27 protein-coding genes and 1 pseudogene are annotated in these 19,564 nt (G+C 63.8%); 17 read left to right on the top strand and 11 right to left on the bottom strand.

The features are described from left to right. Nucleotides 1-19: 19 nt before the first annotated feature. The 4 genes from thrS to AUC69_RS14400 form a co-directional block, all read right to left on the bottom strand. Entirely contained in the window at nt 20-1,960 is a 1,941-nt protein-coding gene (thrS, locus tag AUC69_RS14415) for a threonine--tRNA ligase (RefSeq protein ID WP_069442763.1), read from the bottom strand. A 66-nt stretch (nt 1,961-2,026) separates the two neighbouring features. Beyond that, on the bottom strand, nt 2,027-2,356 hold the full coding sequence (gene yidD / locus AUC69_RS14410) for a membrane protein insertion efficiency factor YidD (RefSeq protein WP_083239486.1): 330 nt from the start codon (nt 2,354-2,356) through the stop codon (nt 2,027-2,029). Beyond that, nucleotides 2,353-2,829: a cupin domain-containing protein gene (locus AUC69_RS14405; RefSeq protein ID WP_069442796.1), complete on the bottom strand. Its 477-nt coding sequence runs from the start codon at nt 2,827-2,829 to the stop codon at nt 2,353-2,355. The genes yidD and AUC69_RS14405 overlap by 4 nt, the downstream gene beginning before the upstream one ends. A gap of 16 nt (nt 2,830-2,845) precedes the next feature. Continuing rightward, complete coding sequence (locus AUC69_RS14400; RefSeq protein ID WP_069442762.1) at nt 2,846-3,310, bottom strand: iron-sulfur cluster assembly scaffold protein; 465 nt, start codon at nt 3,308-3,310, stop codon at nt 2,846-2,848. 137 nt (nt 3,311-3,447) lie between these two features. Here AUC69_RS14400 and folE point away from each other — a divergent pair, with 137 nt between their 5' ends. From folE to AUC69_RS19470, 5 genes are all read left to right on the top strand, one after another. Then, on the top strand, nt 3,448-4,101 hold the full coding sequence (gene folE, locus AUC69_RS14395; RefSeq protein ID WP_069442761.1) for a GTP cyclohydrolase I FolE: 654 nt from the start codon (nt 3,448-3,450) through the stop codon (nt 4,099-4,101). Between the two features lie 31 nt (nt 4,102-4,132). Continuing rightward, nucleotides 4,133-4,627 (top strand): phosphoribosyl-AMP cyclohydrolase, encoded by a 495-nt coding sequence (gene hisI / locus AUC69_RS14390; protein ID WP_141700822.1) that lies wholly within the window; start codon nt 4,133-4,135, stop codon nt 4,625-4,627. Between the two features lie 115 nt (nt 4,628-4,742). Continuing rightward, complete coding sequence (locus tag AUC69_RS19480) at nt 4,743-4,994, top strand: patatin-like phospholipase family protein (protein WP_342018614.1); 252 nt, start codon at nt 4,743-4,745, stop codon at nt 4,992-4,994. Next, nucleotides 4,991-5,311: a patatin-like phospholipase family protein gene (locus AUC69_RS19475; protein ID WP_342018616.1), complete on the top strand. Its 321-nt coding sequence runs from the start codon at nt 4,991-4,993 to the stop codon at nt 5,309-5,311. Before AUC69_RS19480 ends, AUC69_RS19475 begins: the two co-directional genes overlap by 4 nt. Then, on the top strand, nt 5,308-5,655 hold the full coding sequence (locus AUC69_RS19470) for a patatin-like phospholipase domain-containing protein (RefSeq protein ID WP_342018613.1): 348 nt from the start codon (nt 5,308-5,310) through the stop codon (nt 5,653-5,655). Before AUC69_RS19475 ends, AUC69_RS19470 begins: the two co-directional genes overlap by 4 nt. Nucleotides 5,656-5,689: 34 nt before the next feature. On the opposite strand, the gene AUC69_RS14380 is transcribed toward AUC69_RS19470, so the two are convergent. The 3 genes from AUC69_RS14380 to AUC69_RS19135 form a co-directional block, all read right to left on the bottom strand. Continuing rightward, nucleotides 5,690-6,121, bottom strand: a complete 432-nt coding sequence (locus AUC69_RS14380) for a CBS domain-containing protein (RefSeq protein WP_069442759.1) — start codon at nt 6,119-6,121, stop codon at nt 5,690-5,692. A gap of 106 nt (nt 6,122-6,227) precedes the next feature. Beyond that, nucleotides 6,228-6,365, bottom strand: coding sequence for a rhomboid family intramembrane serine protease (locus AUC69_RS19140; RefSeq protein WP_280136660.1), 138 nt, complete (start codon nt 6,363-6,365; stop codon nt 6,228-6,230). Beyond that, a complete protein-coding gene (locus AUC69_RS19135; protein ID WP_083239485.1) occupies nt 6,362-6,946 on the bottom strand; it encodes a rhomboid family intramembrane serine protease in 585 nt (194 codons plus the stop codon). Before AUC69_RS19135 ends, AUC69_RS19140 begins: the two co-directional genes overlap by 4 nt. Nucleotides 6,947-7,197: 251 nt before the next feature. Between AUC69_RS19135 and AUC69_RS14370 the strand changes: the two genes are divergently transcribed. The 3 genes from AUC69_RS14370 (at nt 7,198) to AUC69_RS14360 (ending at nt 9,467) form a co-directional block, all read left to right on the top strand. Next, nucleotides 7,198-7,755: a PAS domain-containing protein gene (locus tag AUC69_RS14370; RefSeq protein ID WP_069442758.1), complete on the top strand. Its 558-nt coding sequence runs from the start codon at nt 7,198-7,200 to the stop codon at nt 7,753-7,755. A gap of 135 nt (nt 7,756-7,890) precedes the next feature. After that, a complete protein-coding gene (locus AUC69_RS14365; RefSeq protein WP_083239483.1) occupies nt 7,891-8,565 on the top strand; it encodes a PilZ domain-containing protein in 675 nt (224 codons plus the stop codon). A 251-nt stretch (nt 8,566-8,816) separates the two neighbouring features. Beyond that, nucleotides 8,817-9,467, top strand: coding sequence for a transglutaminase-like cysteine peptidase (locus AUC69_RS14360; RefSeq protein WP_083239482.1), 651 nt, complete (start codon nt 8,817-8,819; stop codon nt 9,465-9,467). Nucleotides 9,468-9,605: 138 nt separating this feature from the next. Here the strand turns inward: AUC69_RS14360 and AUC69_RS14355 are convergent, their stop codons facing one another. The 4 genes from AUC69_RS14355 to AUC69_RS14340 all read right to left on the bottom strand — a co-directional run bounded on the left by AUC69_RS14355 (nt 9,606) and on the right by AUC69_RS14340 (nt 11,925). Beyond that, complete coding sequence (locus tag AUC69_RS14355) at nt 9,606-9,917, bottom strand: DUF6949 family protein (protein WP_069442756.1); 312 nt, start codon at nt 9,915-9,917, stop codon at nt 9,606-9,608. A gap of 110 nt (nt 9,918-10,027) precedes the next feature. Next, nucleotides 10,028-10,240, bottom strand: a complete 213-nt coding sequence (locus AUC69_RS14350; RefSeq protein WP_069442755.1) for a DUF3126 family protein — start codon at nt 10,238-10,240, stop codon at nt 10,028-10,030. A gap of 32 nt (nt 10,241-10,272) precedes the next feature. Continuing rightward, nucleotides 10,273-11,106 (bottom strand): serine O-acetyltransferase, encoded by an 834-nt coding sequence (gene cysE / locus AUC69_RS14345; protein ID WP_069442754.1) that lies wholly within the window; start codon nt 11,104-11,106, stop codon nt 10,273-10,275. Between the two features lie 66 nt (nt 11,107-11,172). Further along, complete coding sequence (locus AUC69_RS14340; protein WP_069442753.1) at nt 11,173-11,925, bottom strand: alpha/beta fold hydrolase; 753 nt, start codon at nt 11,923-11,925, stop codon at nt 11,173-11,175. A 76-nt stretch (nt 11,926-12,001) separates the two neighbouring features. Between AUC69_RS14340 and AUC69_RS14335 the strand changes: the two genes are divergently transcribed. From AUC69_RS14335 to AUC69_RS14300, 9 genes and pseudogenes are all read left to right on the top strand, one after another. Beyond that, nucleotides 12,002-12,265, top strand: coding sequence for a zinc-finger domain-containing protein (locus AUC69_RS14335; protein ID WP_069442752.1), 264 nt, complete (start codon nt 12,002-12,004; stop codon nt 12,263-12,265). After that, a pseudogene (locus AUC69_RS19835) lies at nt 12,151-12,411 on the top strand (FAD-dependent oxidoreductase); the annotation flags it as partial. The gene AUC69_RS14335 and the pseudogene AUC69_RS19835, both read left to right, overlap by 115 nt. After that, nucleotides 12,366-13,499, top strand: a complete 1,134-nt coding sequence (locus AUC69_RS14330; protein ID WP_083239480.1) for an FAD-dependent monooxygenase — start codon at nt 12,366-12,368, stop codon at nt 13,497-13,499. The pseudogene AUC69_RS19835 and the gene AUC69_RS14330, both read left to right, overlap by 46 nt. A 120-nt stretch (nt 13,500-13,619) precedes the next feature. Next, entirely contained in the window at nt 13,620-16,478 is a 2,859-nt protein-coding gene (locus AUC69_RS14325) for a monovalent cation/H+ antiporter subunit A (RefSeq protein WP_069442751.1), read from the top strand. A 1-nt stretch (nt 16,479) separates the two neighbouring features. Then, complete coding sequence (locus tag AUC69_RS14320) at nt 16,480-16,833, top strand: Na+/H+ antiporter subunit C (RefSeq protein WP_069442750.1); 354 nt, start codon at nt 16,480-16,482, stop codon at nt 16,831-16,833. Nucleotides 16,834-16,849: 16 nt separating this feature from the next. Further along, the gene (locus tag AUC69_RS14315; protein WP_069442749.1) at nt 16,850-18,379 is read left to right on the top strand and encodes a monovalent cation/H+ antiporter subunit D; all 1,530 of its coding nucleotides are present in this window, start codon (nt 16,850-16,852) and stop codon (nt 18,377-18,379) included. Between the two features lie 2 nt (nt 18,380-18,381). Then, nucleotides 18,382-18,873: a Na+/H+ antiporter subunit E gene (locus tag AUC69_RS14310; RefSeq protein WP_069442748.1), complete on the top strand. Its 492-nt coding sequence runs from the start codon at nt 18,382-18,384 to the stop codon at nt 18,871-18,873. Continuing rightward, nucleotides 18,870-19,139 (top strand): K+/H+ antiporter subunit F, encoded by a 270-nt coding sequence (locus AUC69_RS14305; protein WP_069442747.1) that lies wholly within the window; start codon nt 18,870-18,872, stop codon nt 19,137-19,139. The genes AUC69_RS14310 and AUC69_RS14305 overlap by 4 nt, the downstream gene beginning before the upstream one ends. 4 nt (nt 19,140-19,143) lie before the next feature. After that, complete coding sequence (locus AUC69_RS14300; RefSeq protein ID WP_069442746.1) at nt 19,144-19,530, top strand: Na+/H+ antiporter subunit G; 387 nt, start codon at nt 19,144-19,146, stop codon at nt 19,528-19,530. The last annotated feature ends 34 nt before the right edge of the window (nt 19,531-19,564 follow it).

The raw sequence follows: 19,564 nt of genomic DNA, 5'->3' as shown, positions 1-19,564 counted from the left end.
TTTTCAGGCAATGATTTCGTTATGCTGCCTTCTCAGCGGCGCTCCGCAAATCAGGCGGCACGGCCTCGTCCACGAGCATCTTCACCGCGGCGTCGAGTGTCATGACCTCTTGGCCCTGCGAGCCGAGCCGGCGCACCGACACGGTGCCTTCCTCCGCCTCGCGCTTGCCCACCACGAGCAGGACGGGGATCTTAGCGACCGAGTGCTCGCGCACCTTGTAGTTGATCTTCTCGTTGCGGATATCGGCCTCCGCGCGCAAGCCCGCCGCGCGCAGCCTCTCGAGCACCGTCTCCGCATAGGCGTCGGCGTCCGAGACGATGGTGGCGACGATCGCCTGTGTCGGGGCGAGCCACAACGGCAGGTGGCCGGCATGATGCTCGATGAGAATGCCGGTGAAGCGCTCCAGCGAGCCGAACATGGCCCGGTGAATCATCACCGGGACCGTCTTCTCGCCGTCGGAGCCGATATAGAAGGCGCCGAGCCGCTCTGGCATATTGAGGTCGACCTGGATCGTACCGCATTGCCATTCGCGGCCGATGGCGTCGCGTAAGACATATTCGAGCTTAGGACCGTAGAACGCGCCCTCGCCCGGATTGAGCTCGTATGACAGACCCGCCGCCTCCACCGCGCGCTTCAACGCGGCTTCGGCCTTGTCCCACACCGTGTCGGAACCGACGCGCTTCGCGGGCCGGTCGGAGAACTTGATGCGGACGTCGGTGAAGCCGAAGTCGCGATAGATCGACAGCATCTGCTCGTTGAGCTTCACGCATTCCTCGGTGATCTGGTCCTCGGTGCAGAAGATATGCGCGTCGTCCTGCGTGAAGTGACGCACGCGCAACAGGCCGTGCAGCGCGCCGGACGGCTCGTAGCGATGCACCTTGCCGAACTCGGCGATGCGCAACGGCAGGTCGCGATAGCTCTTCAGCCCGTTCTTGAAGATCTGCACATGGCCCGGACAGTTCATCGGCTTGCAGCAGAACACGCGGTCATCGGGCGTCTCGGCGATATACATGTTCTCGGCGAACTTCTCCCAATGGCCCGACTGCTCCCACAGCGTGCGCTCCATCATGTCGGGCGAGTTCACCTCGACATAGCCCCAGGCGTTCTGACGCCGGCGCATATAGCCGATCAGCGCCTGGAACAGGGCCCAGCCCTTGGCGTGCCAGAAGACGGCACCCGGCGCCTCTTCCTGGAAATGGAACAGGTCCATCTCGCGGCCCAAGCGGCGATGGTCGCGCTTCTCCGCCTCCTCGAGCTGATGGAGATAGGCTTTGAGGTCCTCCTCGCTCGCCCAGGCCGTGCCGTAGATGCGCTGAAGCATCGGGTTGTTGGAATCCCCGCGCCAATAAGCGCCGGCGATCTTCAACAGCTTGAAGCCCTTGCCCACCTTGCCCGTCGACGTCATATGCGGGCCGCGGCACAGGTCGAACCATTCCCGTTGCGAGTAGATCTTGATGTCGTCGCCTTCGGGGATCGCGTCGATCAGCTCGATCTTGTAGTCCTCGCCCATGCCGGCAAACAGCTTCTTCGCCGCCGCGCGCTCCATCACCTCGCAGGAGAACGGCGAGTCGCGCTTGATGATCTCGTGCATCTTGGCTTCGATCTTCGGCAGATCGTCGGGCGTGAACGGCTCTTCCCGGGCGAAGTCGTAATAGAAACCGTTGTCGATCACCGGGCCGATGGTGACTTGCGTGCCCGGATAGAGCTCCTGCACCGCCTCGGCCATGACATGGGCCGCGTCGTGGCGGATGAGCTCGAGCGCTTGCGGGTCCTCCCGCGTGATGATGCGGATCGCCGCGTCGCCCTTGATCGGTGCGGCAAGGTCGTGGAGCTTGCCGTCGAGCTCGACCGCCACCGCCTTCTTGGCAAGCGACTTGGCAATGGACTCGGCCACGTCGCGGCCCGTGACTCCAGATTCGAAGTCGCGCGCGGAACCATCGGGAAACTTTAGGGAAATCATCGTGTCTCTCCTCTCACTCCTGCGTACCAGCGCAGGTAAGATGGACTGTCGGTTGCGGCGCCGCTTTTAGCGGGAATCGGCTGCCGCGTCACCCGTATTTAGGCGCCAGCGCCCGTAGCGCCAAGGGGCGAGCGGATGATGCTCTGGCCGCAGGTCCGGTACGGGATCGAAGCCGTGGCTGCCCCACGGATGGCAGCGGCACAGCCGGGCGAGCGTGAGCCAGCCCCCTTTCCACGCGCCGTTCGTCTCGATCGCCTCCCGGGCGTAGTCCGAGCATGTCGGCAGATGGCGGCAATTGGCGCCGACGAGCGGCGACAGCGTGTAGCGATAAACCATGATGGGCGCGAGCATCAGCACCTTGGCCGCGCGCCGCCCCAGAGTTGCAGGCGCGCTCATGGATAGGGATCGCCGTTCTTGTGGGTGAAGACGAAGGTTCCGCCGTCCTTGCGCGCCTTCATGTCGATGTCGCTGTATTGCGCCTGCTCGACCGCCGCGCGCGTGCCGACCTCGAGATAAATCACCGGCGTCTTGGTACGGTTGATCAAGTGGTGGCCGTCCGGTCTGCCCGCGGGAAAGCCCGCGGCCATGCCTGGCCCCAGGATCTGCTCGCCGGCGTCGGTGACCAGCGTCACCTCGCCTTCGACCACATAGACGAACTCGTCCTCGTTGGCATGCCAGTGCCGCTGCGAGGACCAGGCGCCCGGCGGCAGCGTGACGAGATTGACGCCGAATTGGGTCAGGCCGAGCGCATCGCCAAGCGCCCGCTTCTCGCGGCCCGCGACCGGCGCGTCGAACGGCGCCGGATAAATGCTGCCCTTGCGCGGCGTCACGTCCTCTGGGTCTAGCCAGCAGCGCTTCTCTTCGCTCATGTCCGCCACCCCGAGCCTAAGACGCCGTCTCGGCGGCGGCGTCCGCCCGCTTGGCCTCGATCTGGGCCATGGCGTCCTCGACCGCGTCGAACACGAGCAGGGTCGAGGCATGCCGGGCCTTGTAGTCGCGAACCGGCTCCAACAGCGCCAAATCGGCCCATTTGCCCGTGGGCGGCGGCCCACCCTCTTTCAACATCTTGCGCATGGTGGCGCCAACCGCGCGGAGCTCCGCCGCCGTGGAGCCCACGATCTCCCGCCCCATGATCGAGGCTGCGGTCTGCCCCAGGAGGCAGGCCCGCACGGTCTGGCCGTAATCCGTCACCACATCGCCATCCATGACCAAGTCGATCTCCACTCGGCTGCCGCAGAGCTTCGAGTGGGCCTTGGCCGTGGCTTGAGGCGAAATCAGCCGTTCCGTGCGCGGCATGGCCGCGGCCAACTCGAGCAATTGCTGGCTGTAAATATCGTCAGGCAGGGTCATCTTGCCATCCTAGGCTGGCCGGGCTCGCCTTGCAGGCTGATTTCACGCAATATATATGCAGCATAGGGCCGCACGGCCACGCCTGCGCGGAATGAGCCAGATCGCGGATTTTCGCCAAATGAAGGAAGTCTCGTCACATGGACGCAACCACCAAGAATCCGCGGCCCGCACGGCTCTATGCCGGCATGGAAATCGGTCGTGGCCCGCAGATCACCCGCCCGTCCCGCGAGAAGGCCGAGGAGGCCGTGCGCACGCTCATCGCCTATGCCGGCGACGATCCCGAGCGGGAAGGCCTGCGCGACACGCCCCGCCGCGTAACATCCGCCTATGACGAGTTCTTCGCCGGCTATCGCGACGATCCTATCGAGGTCCTGTCGCGCACGTTCGACGAAGTCGCGGGCTACGACGACATCGTCATGCTGCGCGACATCGAGCTCAACTCGCACTGCGAACATCACATGATCCCGTTCATCGGCAAGGCGCATATCGCCTATTTTCCGACGGATCGCGTGGTCGGCCTGTCGAAGCTCGCCCGCGTGGTCGAAGTGTTCGCCCGCCGCTTGCAGACGCAAGAGACGATGACCGCACAGATCGCCGAAACCATCGACACGGTGCTGAAGCCAAAGGGCGTGGCGGTGATGATCGAGGCGGTGCATCAGTGCATGTCGATCCGTGGTGTCCGCAAGCCTAACGTGGCGACCATCACCACACAGTTCACCGGCATCTTCAAAGAGGATCCGTCTCAGCAGGCGCGCTTCATGATGCTGGCGACCGAGCGCGGCCGCTCGTAACGCGGGTCCGGCCGCGAAGGAAGTGATCGCGGTGACCAAGACCAACGTGTTCCCCAAGATCGAAGACAAGACCGAGCGCGAGGAGGGAACCGTCTTCGCGCCGAATTTCGACGCGCACGGCCTTCTGCCCGTCATCGTCACCTCCGCCAAGACCGGCGAGGTGCTGATGTTCGCCTTCATGAACGCGCAAGCACTCGCCCTGTCGATCGAGACGGGCGAGGCCCACTACTGGTCGCGCTCGCGCAAGAGCCTGTGGCGGAAGGGCGAGACATCCGGCAACACGCAGCGCATTGTCGAGATGCGCACGGATTGCGACCAGGACGTCATCTGGCTGAAAGTCGAGATGACGGGCGCCGAAGCGTGCTGCCACACCGGCCGCAGATCCTGCTTCTATCGCGCGATTCCCACCGGCGACGCACCCGGCGCCGCCCTGTCGCTCGTCTGGGTCGACGCCGAGCGACACTTCGACCCAGACGCGGTCTACGGCCACGGCGCCGCCGCAAAGGGAACCTTAAAGAGTTCATAGTACTGATCTTGATTGGCTTAGGGCTCGCACTTGGCCAGCCTGTGGGACAACCAAGCACGGCTAGCTGCGACCTTTTTGGCGTTACCGGACGCCTGTCCGGTGTGAGGCTCGTGTAATGGAACGACCAACGCTCGGTTTGGCGCTTGGAGGCGGAGCGGCCCGCGGCTGGGCCCATATAGGCGTGCTGCGGAGCCTGATCGCCGCCGGTCTCGAGCCGGACATCATCGCCGGCACCTCGATCGGCGCCGTGGCCGGCGCCTGCTACGTCACCGGCAAGCTGGACGCGCTTGAGGACTTCGCCACCGCCCTCACCCGCCGCCGGGTCTTCGGCTTTCTTGATTTCAATTTCGCCGGCTCAGGCTTCTGACCGGTCAGCGCCTCAGCACACGGCTCGACAACCACCTCAAAGACTTCTCCATCGAGAAGCTGAACCGCAAATTCGTGGCTGTCGCAACCGAGCTCGGCACGGGCCACGAGGTCTGGCTCAACAAGGGAAGCCTGGTGACGGCCCTACAGGCGTCATTCGCCCTGCCCGGCATCTTCCGTCCGGTCCAGATCAACGGGCGCTGGCTCATCGACGGCGCCCTCGTGAACCCCATTCCGGTCTCAGTCTGCCGCGCACTCGCGCCCGCGTCGTCATCGCCGTCAATCTCAACAACGATCTGTTCAGCAAGGGCGGCGTGATTCACGACCATGGCGTGGACGCGCCGGCCCCGGTGGAGGACAACCACCTCCCTGGCACCAACGGGCGCGCGGCCGTACATCTCCTTCACCGGCAGATTTTTGGACGCAGCAACGGCGCCCCGGGCCTGTCGGCGGTGATGATGGACGCCATCAACATCACCCAGGACCGCATCGCGCGCTCCCGCCTCGCCGGCGACCCGCCCGACATCACCATCGGCCCGAAGACGGCGCGTATCGGCCTGTTCGACTTTCACCGCGCCAACGAGGCGATCGAACTCGGCAGCAAGGCCGCCGAATCCCAGATCGACGAGATCAGAATGCTCATGCGGGCGCTCGCCGCGTAGCGCGGCGAAGACCGAGACGGGGAAGCCGGTCGGCTCAGCCCGTGGCGATATACTCGCGCATCGCCGCCGCTTCCATTTCGGCTTCCGCGATCCGCATTCTCACCACGTCACCAATCGACACCAGGCCGGTCAGGCGTCCGCGATCGACCACCGGCATGTGACGGAACCGGTGCGCGGTCATCTCGCCCATCAGCTGGTCCATCGTGTCCGATTCCCGGCAGCTGACCACGGCCTTGGTCATGCACACCTCAACCGGCTCATCGAGCACGGACGCGCCGGCTCTGGCGATCTCGCGGACGATGTCCCGCTCCGACACGATGCCGATAACCTTGCCATCCTCCGCGGCGATTACGATGCAACCAATACGGTGCCTGCCGAGGAGCTTAGCAATCTCCTGTAAGGGCGTGTCCGGCGCGGCCGTGAAGACCTCCCTGCCCTTCAGCTTTAGAATTGCAGCGACGTTCATTAGGGTTTCCTCCAGCCCGGGAACTTGGGCCCCGTTGCTGCGACATCATGTCCCGGAGCGGCACAGCGCGCAAGAAGCCCCAGGAAATCGCCGCTTTCTCCGATGCTTAGCCCTGCCGCCAGAGATTGTCGGCGGCATCCCGCTTGTCGAAGAAGCCGAAGGTGAGCAGCCCGCAGAGGAAGCCGCCAATATGGGCTTCCCAGGCGATGCCGCCGTCAGACCCGCCGGACCAGACCGAGGTCAGCCCGAAATAGGCATTGAGGACGACCCAGAATATGAGGAACGCGACGATGCGGTGATCCCGCAGGGTGGCGCCGAGGCTGGCGAGTGGCGCGTTAACGAGTCGGGCGCCCGTTCGCCGGGCAACCGCTTGGCGAAAAAGACAAATCTTAGGGCGCCGGCCATCTGTCCCGAAATGGCCGCCGAAGCGCCCACGACGGGCGCCATCTCACCCCAATGGAGCGCCAGATGGGTGAGCGCACCGGCGACGCCGCACAGGATCGAAAACTCGAAGAAGCCCCGTGTGCCGATGCGCCGGGCCACGGCCGTGCCGAAAGCCAGCATCCAGAGCACATTCACCAGCAAGTGCGTCCACCCGCCATGCACAACCATATAGGTCACGAATGAGGTGACGGCGCTGACATACCCGCCGGGCAGCTCGAGCGCCGCCCCGCTATAGCGGGCCGGAATGAAGGCCAGCGTCAGCAACACGGTGAGATCCATCTCGTCCGGCAGGAGTCCCCGGATGACCTGCACCGCGATCATGATCGCCGAAGCCACCACGACGGCGCGCGGTACGTTAAGGATAGGTTCGCTTGCCGCCATTCGAGGATCTACTCAGAAACGGTTGTTTCTCGCCATTCTGACAACCTTAGTGGCCGTCACTCCACGCCGCCGCGGCCAAAGCACCCCGCGCTGGCATACTCCCTGCTTAACAGACCCTGAGCATGCTCGCTCAACCGTGCCAAAGCGGGATTCGACCCTGGCTTGGCTCAAGGATGCGCGGGCTCGTGAGTGAAGCGTTCTTTCGTCGGGTAGGTTATGCAACAGCCAACAAGCAGGCAGCTTTACGCGTATTGGGACGGTATACGCAATGGGCGCATTGCCCCGCGCGCTTCGAAATCGAACCGGCGCGGATCGCGGGTCTCCTGCGCGAGACGTTCATCGCCGAATGTACGGGTCTTCTGGGCTTCCGCTTCCGCTTGGCCGGAACGAAGATTTGCCATCAGTTCGGCCGCGAGCTGAGGGGCGTCGACTTCTTGAGCCTGTGGCCCAACGAGGACCGCCTCGCCATCGCCTCCCAAGTCCGCACCGTGCTGAATGACGGCGCCGTGGGCCACGGCGTGTTTCAGGCCTTCGGTGAAACGAACCGCCCGGCACGCTTCGAATTCACGCTCATGCCGCTGATCCACACGGGCCAGACGATCAACCGCCTAATGGGCTCCATCACCGCCATCGAGCCGCCATTCTGGCTGGGCGCCGAGCCCCTCAACACCTTCGAGCTCGCCGAGCTTCATCTTCATTGGCCGGACGGCGTTCCCGCCTTCATGGCAAATGGGGGCGACGATGCCGTGCGGGCTGCCCGCCGCCGCTTCCGCGTCGTCCAGGGCGGCCTGGCCTGCGGCAACGAATAGGAAACCCAATGAGCACCGAAGCCGGGACGTTTCCACTTGGACCGAGCCATTTAGACTTTCCTTAATGCGTGCTCTCCTAGCCTGACACTCGGCTTGCTCAGCCCCCAATTCCCCAGACCTGAGCGGGCCGCTGGCATGATTATGAGCGTCCCAAATACCGAGGAGCAGGTTTCCGCTCGCCCCGTGACCATTCGTGGCCGGCGCGACAGCAAGCTCACGGCCAGCCGGCCGCTTCCCAAGATCGTGCCGGACCGTCGCAAATATCGCCGGGTGACGGTGAGCCTCCAGGGCCGCTTCATGTCCGAGGACAAGCAGGATTATCCCTGCGAGGTGATCAACATGTCCGCCGGGGGCATGGCGCTGCTGGCGCCGATTTCCTGCGCCCCAGGCGAGCGCATCGTCGCCTATCTCGAGAATTTCGGCCGTCTCGAAGGCATCGTCGTCCGCAGCGTCGAGGGCGGCTTCGCGGTCGAGATCCAGGTGAGCATGCAGAAGCGCGAGCGCATCGCCAACTTGCTCACGTGGTATGCCAACCTCGAGATCGGGGCCGAGGAGCGACAGCATGAGCGCGTCGCGCCCCGCATCGCCGCCCAGAAGCTCATCCTGCCCAACGGCGACGTCCATGATTGCCGGGTGCTGGACGTGTCCTTGAGCGGCGCCTCGATCGCCACCGCCGTGAAGCCGCCGCTGAACACCGTCGTCGTCTTGGGTCGCCCGCGCGGTCGCGTCGTGCGCCACCACGATCAGGGCATAGCCATACAATTCGCCGAGCTTCAAGATCCGGATAGTCTCGCGCGCACGTTTGGCTAACCTTTCTCAATTCTTTCAAGACTGCCGGCCGATGGTGCTTCGCCTTGCCATCGCCTCAAAAAAATCGCGGAAAACCGCGCTTGGCCGCGTTTTGTTCCAAAATATCTAAAATTTTAGCTAACCCAAGAACATTCAGGTTTGAGTAGGTCTCACTAAAAAAGAACTACCAATACTACTCCAAAACACTGGCTTCTTTTATCGGGATCTCAAAACCTCTCTGACATAGTGCTCCTCAACAAACGGGGGGTGTAATGAAACACTTTGTTCTAGGTACAGCATTCTTGATGTTCATCTCGTCTTTGCCGGCGGATGCCACAAACAATCATGCAATCAGTCTCAAGCCTCAGCTTGAGACGCAGAAGGTTGCGTTCCTGCAGTCCTTTGGCGACACCTTGCCGCCGATCGGCTACGTGAATTTCTGCCGTGAGCGCGAGACCGAGTGCCGTCCGTCCGGACGCTTCGCCGACCGTATCCAGCTGAGCGCCGCCAAGTCCCGCGAGCTCGCCGAGGTCAACACGAGCGTCAACGAGGCCGTGGCGCCGATCACCGATCTGGACCTCTACGGCAAGGTCGAAGTGTGGACCTATCCGGTGAAGGAAGGCGACTGCGAGGACTATGTCCTGCTCAAGCGCCGCATCCTGATCGAGCGTGGCTGGCCGGAAAGCGCCCTGCTCATCACCGTCGTCCGCGACGAGAACAATGAGGGCCACGCCGTGCTGACGGTGCGCACCGATCACGGCGACCTGGTGCTCGACAATAAGCAGCGCGAGATCATGGCCTGGGCCGATACGCCCTACACATTCGTCAAGCAGCAGTCCGCGCGCAATCCGCTGGTGTGGATCTCGCTGTTGCCCCCGACTCTCGAGCCGCAACCCGCGGTGTCGGCTTCGAACCGCCAGTAAGGAGACTTTCGACCCCCCTGCTCCGAGGGGGCACGCTTTGAGGCCCGGTGACCATCCCCCACCCATCCCCGACCCAACCGGGCCTTTACTAGAGCCGGTCTCGCAAGAGACCGGCTCCTTTTTTTCAGGGGGTTAGGTCTATAGCGTCAGAATAAGGTCGATCAACAAGGCGCCGGAAAACAGGCTCCACAGCGCCGCGACCGCCAGTGACGCACCGAACCAGACTTTGGGCCGCGCCTCGATCAGCATTCCCCGCCACGCATTGCGCATGAGAATGGCAGGCCCTGCGAACACCCGCAGGATCACGCCCCCAATCGAGGATAAGGTGGATTTCGGCTCGACACCGAAGCGCATCGGCTCGCCCGAGACGAGCTGCACAAAGCTCGACAGCACGCCGGCCAAGACGAAGCCACACGCTGTCACGTACAGATAAACGATTGCAGGTCCCATCACGCCCCTCGCCCGTGCTTTCCCAAAAGCACTCTAGCGAGCGGCGCGGGGCCGTTTGCCGCAAATCTTAAGGACTGGTTAACGCCCGTGCCGCCAGGGCACGAAAAGCGCTATTGCAAGTCGAAGTCGAGGATCGCCATCTGGAACTGATAGGCCGTCTCGTCCTCGTCATCGTCGTCGCGGAACAGCACGCCGATGAACTCCTCGCCGATATAGACCTCGGCGGAATCGTCCTTCTGCGGGCGCTGCCGCACCTGGATCTCAGGCAAGCGGAAGACTTTCTTCAAATAGGTCTCGAGCTTGAGAATTTCGTCTCGTGTCACGCTTAAAGCCCCCTTTCGAGCTGCTGCCAGCCCTAGCGGCGGCTTGCGTCGTCACCTGTGAACATTTGATCCATGGTCAGCGCCGGCTCGTCACAGGTATTGGCGCCGATATCCCGGGCCGGCACGCCGGCCACGGTGCGCTTCGGCGCCACGTCCTTCAGCACCACGCTACCCGCGGCGATCCGGGCGCAGTCTCCGACCGAGATATTGCCGAGAATCTTGGCGCCAGCGCCGATCATCACGCCGCGCCCGATCTTGGGATGGCGGTCGCCCTGCTCGTTGCCCGAGCCGCCAAGGGTGACCCCGTGCAGGAGCGAGCAATTGTCGCCGACCACCGCCGTCTCGCCGATGACGATGCCGGTGGCATGGTCGATCATGATGCCCCGGCCGATCCGCGCCGCCGGATGGATGTCGACCTGAAGGAAGCGCGAGACCAGGCTCTGGAGGTAGAGCGCCAAATCCTTACGGCCCGCGTTCCACAGCCGGTGGGCGATACGGTGGGTCTGAAGCGCGTGAAAGCCCTTGAAATAGAGGAGCGGCTCGATCAGCCGGTCGCAAGCGGGATCGCGCTGCGCCCATGCCACCAGATCGGCGCGAAACTCCTCGCCGAGCATGGGGTCCGCCTCGAGCACCTCATGAAACGTCTGGTGCATCAGGCCCACGTCGAGCGCCGCGTGCTGCAGCCGCCGCGCCAGACGATGGCAGATGGCATCCTCAAGACGGGAATGACTGAGCACCGACGCATAGATGAAGCCACCAAGCGCCGGCTCCGCCGCGCTGATGTCCTCGGCCTCGCGCCGCACCCGGCTCCACACCGGGTCGTGCAGTTTGATCTGCAGCTCTGCCGATACCATGGACTTATGCATGGGCTTTCCTCACTTCGCCCCCCTAGCAGGCCCGGGGAGCTTAGTCTACCACTCGAAAGCTAGGACCTAAGCTCGTGAAGTTAAAAAGTCGAGCACACCCTGCTTGAAAGCTGCGTCGCCGACGGCCCTCATGTGATCGCGTCCGGTGATCTCTAGAAATTGGGCACCCGGGATGAGCTCTGCAAGCGCCGCTCCCGACCCGCCAATCACATCCTTGCTACCGACCGCCACCAGCGCCGGCACGGCGATCTCGCCGAGTCGCTCGGCGGGGACCTTCTCGCGCGGCCCCCGCATGCACGCGGCCAGCGCCTTCAGATCGCTTTTCGTCTGCTCGGCGAAGACCCGGAAGCTGCGCGCCGTGGCGTTGGTGACATCCTCGACACGGGGCGCTTCGAGGGCATGGGCCAGCGGGCCCGAGCCCACCATCCCGCGCACCATATGGATGCCGAGACCGCCGAAGATGACGCTACGCACCCGCTCGGGATGGGCGAAGGTGAGGAAAGCCGCGATCCGCGCCCCCATGGAGTAGCCGAGCACATCCGTCCGGGCCACGCCCAGATGATCCAGGAGTCGTCTGGCGTCCTCCGCCATGGCCGGCGCGCCGTACAACGCGGGGTCGTAGAGCTTGTCGCTGCGCCCGTGACCCCGGTTGTCATAGGCGATCACCCGCCTGCCGGCTTGCGTCAGGGTCTTCACCCAGCCCGGATCGATCCAATTCGCCGCGATATTGGAGGCGAAGCCGTGGATCAGCAGGATGGGTTCGCCCTCCCCCTCGTCCACATAGGCAATCCTCACACCGTCGGAATCGAAGCTCTGCATTCTCTCCCTACCGTTTTGCCTCAAGGGTCACTATGCTGGCCGCCAATCCTCACCACAGACAGTTTTGCGAACCCTCATGGCTCAAACGCTCGTACCCCATTTCGTGAATGACGTAGGCGTCGACCGGATCAAGATCGGCGTCAAGGAGTTCCAGTGCATGGGGACCCTGCCGCCCGACGATCACCCGCATGTCTATCTCGACATGGGGCACGAAACCCAGATCGTTTGCCCTTATTGTTCCACGCTCTACGAATTCGACGGCGACCTGGAGGCAACGCAGACCGAGCCCGGCGGTTGCGTCTATGTCGCGACTTCCCCGCCTGGCCCGCCTGCCGCCTAGCGCATCTTGATGGCGAAGCAGGCGCGCCCGTTCTCATCGCCGGCGGCGGTATCGGCGGGCTCTCGACAGCCATCGCCCTGGCCAAGCAGGGTATTGAGACCTGCGTCCTCGACGCTCGAGCTTCACCGAGGAAAGCGGCGCCGGCATTCAGCTCGGGCCCAACGCCACGCGCCTGCTCCGTAGCCTCGGCGTTTTCGACGCGATCGAGCCCACCGCCTTCCGGCCCGAAGCGATCTGTCTCTTCGACGGCATCACGGGCCGCCGCCTCGCCACCGTGCCGCTCAAGCCTCAGGCCGAGACGCGCTACGGCGCGCCTTATATCAGCCTCCACCGCGCCGACCTCCATGCCGGGCTGTTGTCGGTCGCCAAGACGCTTCAAGCCGTCGAATTGCGCCCGGGGTTCGACCTCGCTCAGATCGAGCCGGGCGAGAAGACGATCGCTGCACGGCGCATCGGCGGTCCCGGCGCGGAAGGGTCGGCGCTCATCGGCGCCGACGGCCTGTGGTCGGTGGTGCGCAAAACCGTGGCGCCCGGCGCGACCTTGAGCTTTTCAGGGGCCACCGCCTATCGCGGCATGCTGCCCATGGGCGATCTGCCCAGCCCCTTCGCCGATCCCGTGGTGGGGCTGTGGCTCGGCCCGAAGGCGCATCTCGTCCACTACCCGGTCCGTGGCGGCGAGGCCCTGAATATCGTTGCCGTCACCGAGGGCGGACAAGAGGTGCAAGGCTGGAACCAGTCGGGCGACGCCGCGTCTTTGCTTTCCGGATTCACCCGCTGGTGCAAGGAGTCGAAATCATTGCTCGAACGGGTTCAGGCTTGGCGCCGCTGGTCGCTCTATCGCCTGCCCCCATTGCCCTATTGGAGCGGCGGCGCCATCACCCTTCTCGGCGACGCGGCCCATCCCGTGCTGCCTTTCCTGGCGCAAGGGGCAGGCCTTGCCATCGAGGACGCCGTCACTTTGGCGGAGACTCTCGCTGCGGAGCCTAACGAGCCCGCCGCCGCCTTTCATCGCTACGAGGTCTTGCGCCGTCCGCGGGCCACGCGGCTCCAGCAGCAATCGAAGCGCTTCGGATGGCTGTATCATTTGCGGGGGCCGCGCGGCTCGCCCGCAACTTCGCGCTTCACGCCGCAGCGACGAGACGGCACTCGCGAGATTCGACTGGCTCTACGGCGAAACCTAGCCGGATCCGGCGGAAATGCGGTCTTCCGTGCGGCAAGAATACTCAGCCCGTGACGGTTTCCGGCGACTTTCGACATCGCCCCGACTATGCTTCGATGCCGTGCAGATTCTCACCACCAGTCCCCGCCGAGCCCCGCAAGCGGTTGACTTTCCACAAGCTTGGTAGCCGCCACGATGCTGCTCGCCGTCGTTACGCTCACGCCATTTCTGGGCGCCGTGATCCCTCTGCTGGCGATCCGCTATGGCCGCAACTTCTGCGCGTTGGCGACGGGGGCCGTCACCCTCACGGCGCTCGTCCTCCTTCTTTCCCAGGCGCCCGCCGTCTACCGCGGCGACGTCATCACGTGGAGCGTACCGTGGCTGCCGATGATCGGCTTGTCCTTCTCGTTCTTCGTCGATGGCTTGGGACTGTTCTTCGCCGCGCTCATTCTCGGCATGGGGCTGCTGATCATCCTCTATGCGCGCTACTACCTGAGCGCGGACGACCCCCTCGGCCTCTTCTACTTCTACCTCCTGATGTTCCAGGGCGCGATGGTGGGCATCGTCCTCAGCGACAACATTCTTCTGATGCTCGTGTTCTGGGAACTTACGAGCCTCACGTCGTTCCTGCTGATCGGCTACTGGCGCCACTTGCCGGAATCACGCCAGGGCGCGCGCATGGCGCTCATCGTCACCGGCGGCGGGGGCTTGTCGCTCATCGCCGGCATGCTGATGCTCGGTCACATCGCGGGGTCTTACGAGATCACCGAGATCCTGCAGCGTGGTGAGATCATCAGATCCTCGCCGCTTCTCGTGCCGACGCTTCTGCTGATCCTGGGCGGCGCCTTCACCAAATCGGCGCAGTTCCCGTTCCACTTCTGGCTGCCGCACGCGATGGCCGCGCCCACGCCCGTCTCGGCCTATCTGCATTCCGCGACCATGGTGAAAGCGGGTCTTTTCCTGATGGGCCGGCTATGGCCGGTCTTCGCCCCGACGGAAGCGTGGTTCCTCATCGTCGCGCCGGTCGGGCTCATCACCATGCTCATCGGCGCATGGATCGCGCTGTTCAAGGATGATCTCAAGGCCCTGCTCGCATTCTCGACCGTGAGTCATCTCGGGCTCATCACCATGCTGTTCGGACTCGGCACGCCTCTGGGCGCCATTGCCGCCGTGTTCCACATCGTCAATCATGCGACCTTCAAGGCGGCGCTGTTCATGAGCGCAGGTATCATCGACCATGAAGCGGGCACGCGCGACATTCGCCGGCTTGGCGGACTGCTCACCCTCATGCCGATCACGGCCACCTTGGCGATCCTGGCTGCGGCGTCGATGGCCGGAATTCCGCTTTTCAACGGCTTCCTGTCAAAGGAGATGATGCTCGAAGAGACGGCACACACCGTCTATGCCGGGATCGTCTGGCTCTTCCCCGTATTGGCGACGATCGGGGCCCTCCTCTCCGCCGCCTACTCCTTCCGTTTCGCGATCAGCACGTTCTTCGGACCGCCGCGCGACGACTACCCCCACAAGCCCCACGACCCGCCGCTTGGGATGTGGCTCCCCGTCGCCATCCTCGTCGTCCCGGTCGTGGCCATCGGCGTTCTTCCGGCCCTTACAGCAGGTCCGATCGTGGAGCGTACGGCGCTTGCCGTGGTAGGCGAGGCCCTGCCCGACTACAAGCTCGCAATTTGGCATGGCCTGACGCCGGCACTCTTCATGAGCCTGATCGCGCTAGCCGGCGGCGCCATGCTCTTCGGCCTGTACCGCTACGCCGACGCGATCCGGCTCGCCCTCCCGCGGCCCGACGCGAAGCGCATCTACGACGCAGTGCTCTCCGCCTTGGTGAACGGCTCGCGCGCGATCATTGACGTGACCCATAACGGCTCGCTGCCGCGCTATGCCGGAATCATTATCGGCGTCATTGTCGCGGTCGGGCTTGTCGGCTTCCTGGCTTCGCCGCATGAGGCTGGAACCAGGGAGATCATTCCCATGTCGTTTCCAGCGGGCGTCGCCTGGATCGTCCTCGCCGCGATATGCGTTGCGCTTCTCTTCTGGCATGGAGACCGGCTGCTCGCCCTCATCCTCACGAGCGGCGTCGGCCTCATCGTCTCTCTCGTGTTCTTGCATTTCTCCGCGCCCGACCTCGCGCTCACGCAGATCTCGGTCGACGTCGTCACGACGATCCTCCTTCTGCTTGCTCTCAATCTCTTGCCGAAGACGACGCCTGCGGAGACGGATGCGGCCGGACGGCTAGGGCGCGGCGGACTTGCGGCTGCTGTCGGCCTCGGAGTCGGCGCCCTCACCTACGCCATCCTGACACGCGATTTCCAAACGATCTCCGACTACCACTTGGCGCAAGCGAAGCCCGGCGGCGGCGGCACCAACGTCGTCAACGTCATCCTCGTCGACTTTCGTGGCTTTGATACGTTCGGCGAGATCATCGTTCTCGGCATCGCCGCCATCACCATCTTCGCGCTTCTCGACAACGCTCTGAGAGGCGCAGCGAGGAAAACCCTCGAGTCCATCCGCCATCCCCTGCAAAGTAAGGATGCTCATCCGCTAATCCTCGTCGTGGCCACGCGCATCCTTCTGCCTCTCGCGCTCACCGTCGCGGTCTTCATCTTTCTCCGCGGCCACAATGAGCCGGGTGGCGGCTTCATCGCCGGGCTGATCGTCGCCATCGCTCTCATCATGCAATATCTGGCGAGCGGCTATGCGTGGGCCGCACAGCGCGCCCGCATCGATAGTCAGGCCATGATCGGCTCCGGCGTCGCCATCGCCGGCATTGCCGGACTGACATCGCTGTTCTTCGACTGGCCCTTCCTCACCAGCACATACACACATGTCGAACTACCGTTGGTGGGCGAGATCGAAATCGCCTCGGCGGTTGCCTTCGATCTCGGCGTCTTCCTCACCGTCGTCGGCGTCGTGATGCTGTCGCTCGCCCAGATCTCGCGCGTCGAGGAACGGACCGAGCGCCAACCTGTGCCAAAGGGACCAATGGACATCCCGTTGAAGCAGGGGCGCATCGTCAGCTCGAGCAAGGGGGGCAACTGACGTGGAGCTTCTGGTCGCCAGCGCCGTGGGCTTGATGACGGCGGTCGGAGTCTACCTGCTCCTGCAGCGGCGGACGTTTCCGATCATCATCGGACTGACTTTGCTATCCTACGCGGTGAACGTGTTCCTGTTCTCGGCGGGGCGGCTCGTTGTCAACCTGCCGCCGATTATTTCCGATGCAGGCGCCTACACCGATCCCTTGCCGCAGGCGCTGGTGTTGACGGCAATCGTGATCTCGTTCGGCATGACGGCCCTGATCGTCGTTCTTGCGTTGCGCAGCTTCCTCGAGACCGAGAACGACAACGCGGACATTCCGGGAGAAGACCTCGCGCCCGAAGCCGAGGCAGATCGATGATGGCGGTGCGCACCTCATGACGAACTGGATCATCGCCCCGGCAATCCTGCCCGCGCTGACGGCCGCTCTGCTAATCCTGGTGCGGCGGCGTGACATCCGCATGCAGCGGATCGTCTCCGTCGTCGCCACCCTGGCCCTCGTGGGGATTGCGATCTTTCTCTATCACCTGGCGAGCGACGGCGAGCCACGCGTCTACCGCGTCGGCGCCTGGCCTGCACCGTTTGGTATCGTCCTCGTGCTCGATCGCCTGTCGGCAACCATGCTGCTGCTTGCCGCAGCGCTCGCTCTCGCCATCCTTGTCTATGCCGTGGCGGGATGGGATGAGCGGGGACGCCACTTCCACGCTCTGTTCCAGTTCCAACTGCTGGGCCTGAACGGCGCGTTTCTCACCGGCGACATCTTCAACCTATTCGTGTTCTTCGAGGTGATGCTGATCGCGTCCTACGGGCTCATGCTCCATGGCGGGGGCGCCCGCCGCCTGGGCGCGGGTTTCCAGTACGTCGCGATCAATCTCGTGGCTTCAACGCTGTTCTTGATCGCTATCGGCTTGATCTATGGGATCACCGGCACGCTCAACATGGCCGATCTCGCCGTGAAGGTGCCGCAGGTCGCCGCCGGAAACGAGGCGCTGCTGCGAACCGGCGCCCTGCTGTTGTTCCTGGTCTTCGCCATCAAGGCCGCCTTCGTGCCTCTGCATTGGTGGCTCCCCGGCACCTATTCGTCAGCGTCGGCGCCGGTCGCCGCACTCTTCGCCATCATGACCAAAGTCGGTGCCTATGCGATCATTCGCGTCTACGGCACGATCTTCGGTGCCGATGCCGGCGCGCTCGCGGGCGTGGCCGTGCCATGGATCCTGCCCGCCGCCCTTGCGACGCTTCTCGTCGGCGCCATCGGCCTTCTCGCAAGCCGCACCCTCCTCGACCTCGCGTCCTTCAACATCGTCGCGTCCATGGGCACGCTGCTCATCGCTATCGGTCTTTTCGACGTCGATGGCCTGACAACGGCGCTCTACTATCTGGTGCACAGCACGTTGACCGGCGCCGCGCTCTTCCTCATCGTGGACCTGATAACGACGCGGCGAATAGAGAGAGGCGATGCGCTCATACCGGGGCATCCGATCCGCCAGGCCCCTATCCTCGGCGCTCTGTTTTTCCTCACGGCGCTCGCCGCCGTCGGCCTTCCACCGCTCTCAGGCTTCATCGGCAAGCTCCTGGTGCTCGATGCGGCCTATGAAAGTCCCCAAGCCGGCCTGATCTGGCTTTTCGTTCTCGGCGCCTCGCTCATGATGACCATTGCTTTCGCCCGCGCCGGCAGCATCGTCTTCTGGAACACCGTGGGCCGGACCACGGGGCCGACATGGGCAACGATGCCAATCTCTCCCATAGTGGTCGTGGCCTTGCTCGTCTGCGCCATTGCACTACTGTCCATCTTTGCCGGGCCCGCCGTCGAAGCGTTCCATGCGACGGCCGAGCAACTGCTCGCTCCGGCCGACTATATCGACGCCGTGCTAGGCTCCACCAACGTCATGCCGTCGACGGGACACTAAACATGTTCAAACGCTTGGTGCCTCACCCCCTTCTGACGCTCCTCATCGTCGTGGTGTGGATTCTGCTGAACGGCATCTCTTGGGGTGCGGCCGTGCTCGGCGCGATTCTGGGTCTCGCGATCCCGAAGCTGACAAGCCCATATTGGCCTGACAGGCCGCATATCGGGAGCCCGCTTACTATCCTGGAATATGCCGTCATTGTTCTCTGGGATATCGTCGTCGCCAATTTCCAGGTGGCCTATCTGATCCTATTCCGCCGCGGGGAGTCTCTCCGCTCGCGCTTCGTGACCGTGCCGCTCGACCTCAGAACGCCCGAAGCGATTTCCGCACTGGCAGGAACGATCACCATGACCCCGGGCACGGTCAGCGCCGATCTCAGCGGCGACGGCCGCGCGCTGCTCGTCCATTGTCTCGAGACGAACGACGCCGAAGCGACCGTGGCGACAATCAAGTCGCGTTACGAAACCAGACTGCAGAGGATCTTCGAGAAATGATCGCGCTTGCTTGCACAATCGCCGTCTTTGCCATCGGCGCCGCGATGCTGTTGAACGTTTACCGCTTGCTGGTGGGGCCGGACACCGCGACACGCATCCTGGCGCTCGATACGCTCGTCATCAACGCCATCGCGCTCGTGGTGCTGATCGGCATCTACTTTGGAACGGAAATCTATTTCGAGGCGGCGCTGCTGTTCGCCATGGTCGGCTTCCTGACGACCGTCGCCTACTGCAAATACATCCTGCGCGGCAATGTGATGGAGTAGCGCGATGATCGATATTGGCGAAATCGCAATCGCGGCCTTGATCTACCTGGCGGCCTTTTTTCTATTCGTCGGCTCGTTTGGCCTTGCGAAGCTACCCGACCTGATGCGCCGCTTACACGGGCCGACCAAGGCGACGACTCTCGGCATCGGCTCGATGCTGATCGCCTCGATGCTCTATTTCATCTTGGAGCGCGGCACCGTGTCGATCCACGAGCTCCTAATTTCAACCTTCTTGTTCCTGACGGCGCCGGTCACGGCTCTCATGGTCGCGAAGGCGCACATCCTGTGCGACAAGGAAAGCCGCAAACAACTCCCGCCTACGGGCCGTCCGGCCGGCTGGGCCGTGATCGACGGTCCGCAGACGGAAAGGGCCAGGAAGCCCACTACCTGACCTTGAGGGCCCCAAAAGGGGCTCTTGGCGGTTG

Source organism: Methyloceanibacter superfactus, assembly GCF_001723305.1.
GTDB classification, from domain to species: domain Bacteria; phylum Pseudomonadota; class Alphaproteobacteria; order Rhizobiales; family Methyloligellaceae; genus Methyloceanibacter; species Methyloceanibacter superfactus.
This window is presented reverse-complemented; position numbering and strand designations above follow the sequence as displayed.

Bases quoted from the DNA above. Each gene is read 5' to 3' on its own strand.
- AUC69_RS14360 (WP_083239482.1), top strand. From the start codon at position 8,817: ATGAAACACTTTGTTCTAGGTACAGCATTCTTGATGTTCATCTCGTCT.
- AUC69_RS19480 (WP_342018614.1), top strand. From the start codon at position 4,743: ATGGAACGACCAACGCTCGGTTTGGCGCTTGGAGGCGGAGCGGCCCGC.
- folE (WP_069442761.1), top strand. From the start codon at position 3,448: ATGGACGCAACCACCAAGAATCCGCGGCCCGCACGGCTCTATGCCGGC.
- AUC69_RS14300 (WP_069442746.1), top strand. From the start codon at position 19,144: ATGATCGATATTGGCGAAATCGCAATCGCGGCCTTGATCTACCTGGCG.
- cysE (WP_069442754.1), bottom strand. From the start codon at position 11,106: ATGCATAAGTCCATGGTATCGGCAGAGCTGCAGATCAAACTGCACGAC.
- AUC69_RS14365 (WP_083239483.1), top strand. From the start codon at position 7,891: ATGATTATGAGCGTCCCAAATACCGAGGAGCAGGTTTCCGCTCGCCCC.
- yidD (WP_083239486.1), bottom strand. From the start codon at position 2,356: ATGAGCGCGCCTGCAACTCTGGGGCGGCGCGCGGCCAAGGTGCTGATG.
- AUC69_RS14340 (WP_069442753.1), bottom strand. From the start codon at position 11,925: ATGCAGAGCTTCGATTCCGACGGTGTGAGGATTGCCTATGTGGACGAG.
- AUC69_RS19135 (WP_083239485.1), bottom strand. From the start codon at position 6,946: ATGGCGGCAAGCGAACCTATCCTTAACGTACCGCGCGCCGTCGTGGTG.
- AUC69_RS14335 (WP_069442752.1), top strand. From the start codon at position 12,002: ATGGCTCAAACGCTCGTACCCCATTTCGTGAATGACGTAGGCGTCGAC.
- thrS (WP_069442763.1), bottom strand. From the start codon at position 1,960: ATGATTTCCCTAAAGTTTCCCGATGGTTCCGCGCGCGACTTCGAATCT.
- AUC69_RS14315 (WP_069442749.1), top strand. From the start codon at position 16,850: ATGACGAACTGGATCATCGCCCCGGCAATCCTGCCCGCGCTGACGGCC.
- AUC69_RS14305 (WP_069442747.1), top strand. From the start codon at position 18,870: ATGATCGCGCTTGCTTGCACAATCGCCGTCTTTGCCATCGGCGCCGCG.
- AUC69_RS14405 (WP_069442796.1), bottom strand. From the start codon at position 2,829: ATGAGCGAAGAGAAGCGCTGCTGGCTAGACCCAGAGGACGTGACGCCG.
- AUC69_RS14400 (WP_069442762.1), bottom strand. From the start codon at position 3,310: ATGACCCTGCCTGACGATATTTACAGCCAGCAATTGCTCGAGTTGGCC.
- AUC69_RS14310 (WP_069442748.1), top strand. From the start codon at position 18,382: ATGTTCAAACGCTTGGTGCCTCACCCCCTTCTGACGCTCCTCATCGTC.
- AUC69_RS14380 (WP_069442759.1), bottom strand. From the start codon at position 6,121: ATGAACGTCGCTGCAATTCTAAAGCTGAAGGGCAGGGAGGTCTTCACG.
- AUC69_RS14355 (WP_069442756.1), bottom strand. From the start codon at position 9,917: ATGGGACCTGCAATCGTTTATCTGTACGTGACAGCGTGTGGCTTCGTC.
- AUC69_RS14325 (WP_069442751.1), top strand. From the start codon at position 13,620: ATGCTGCTCGCCGTCGTTACGCTCACGCCATTTCTGGGCGCCGTGATC.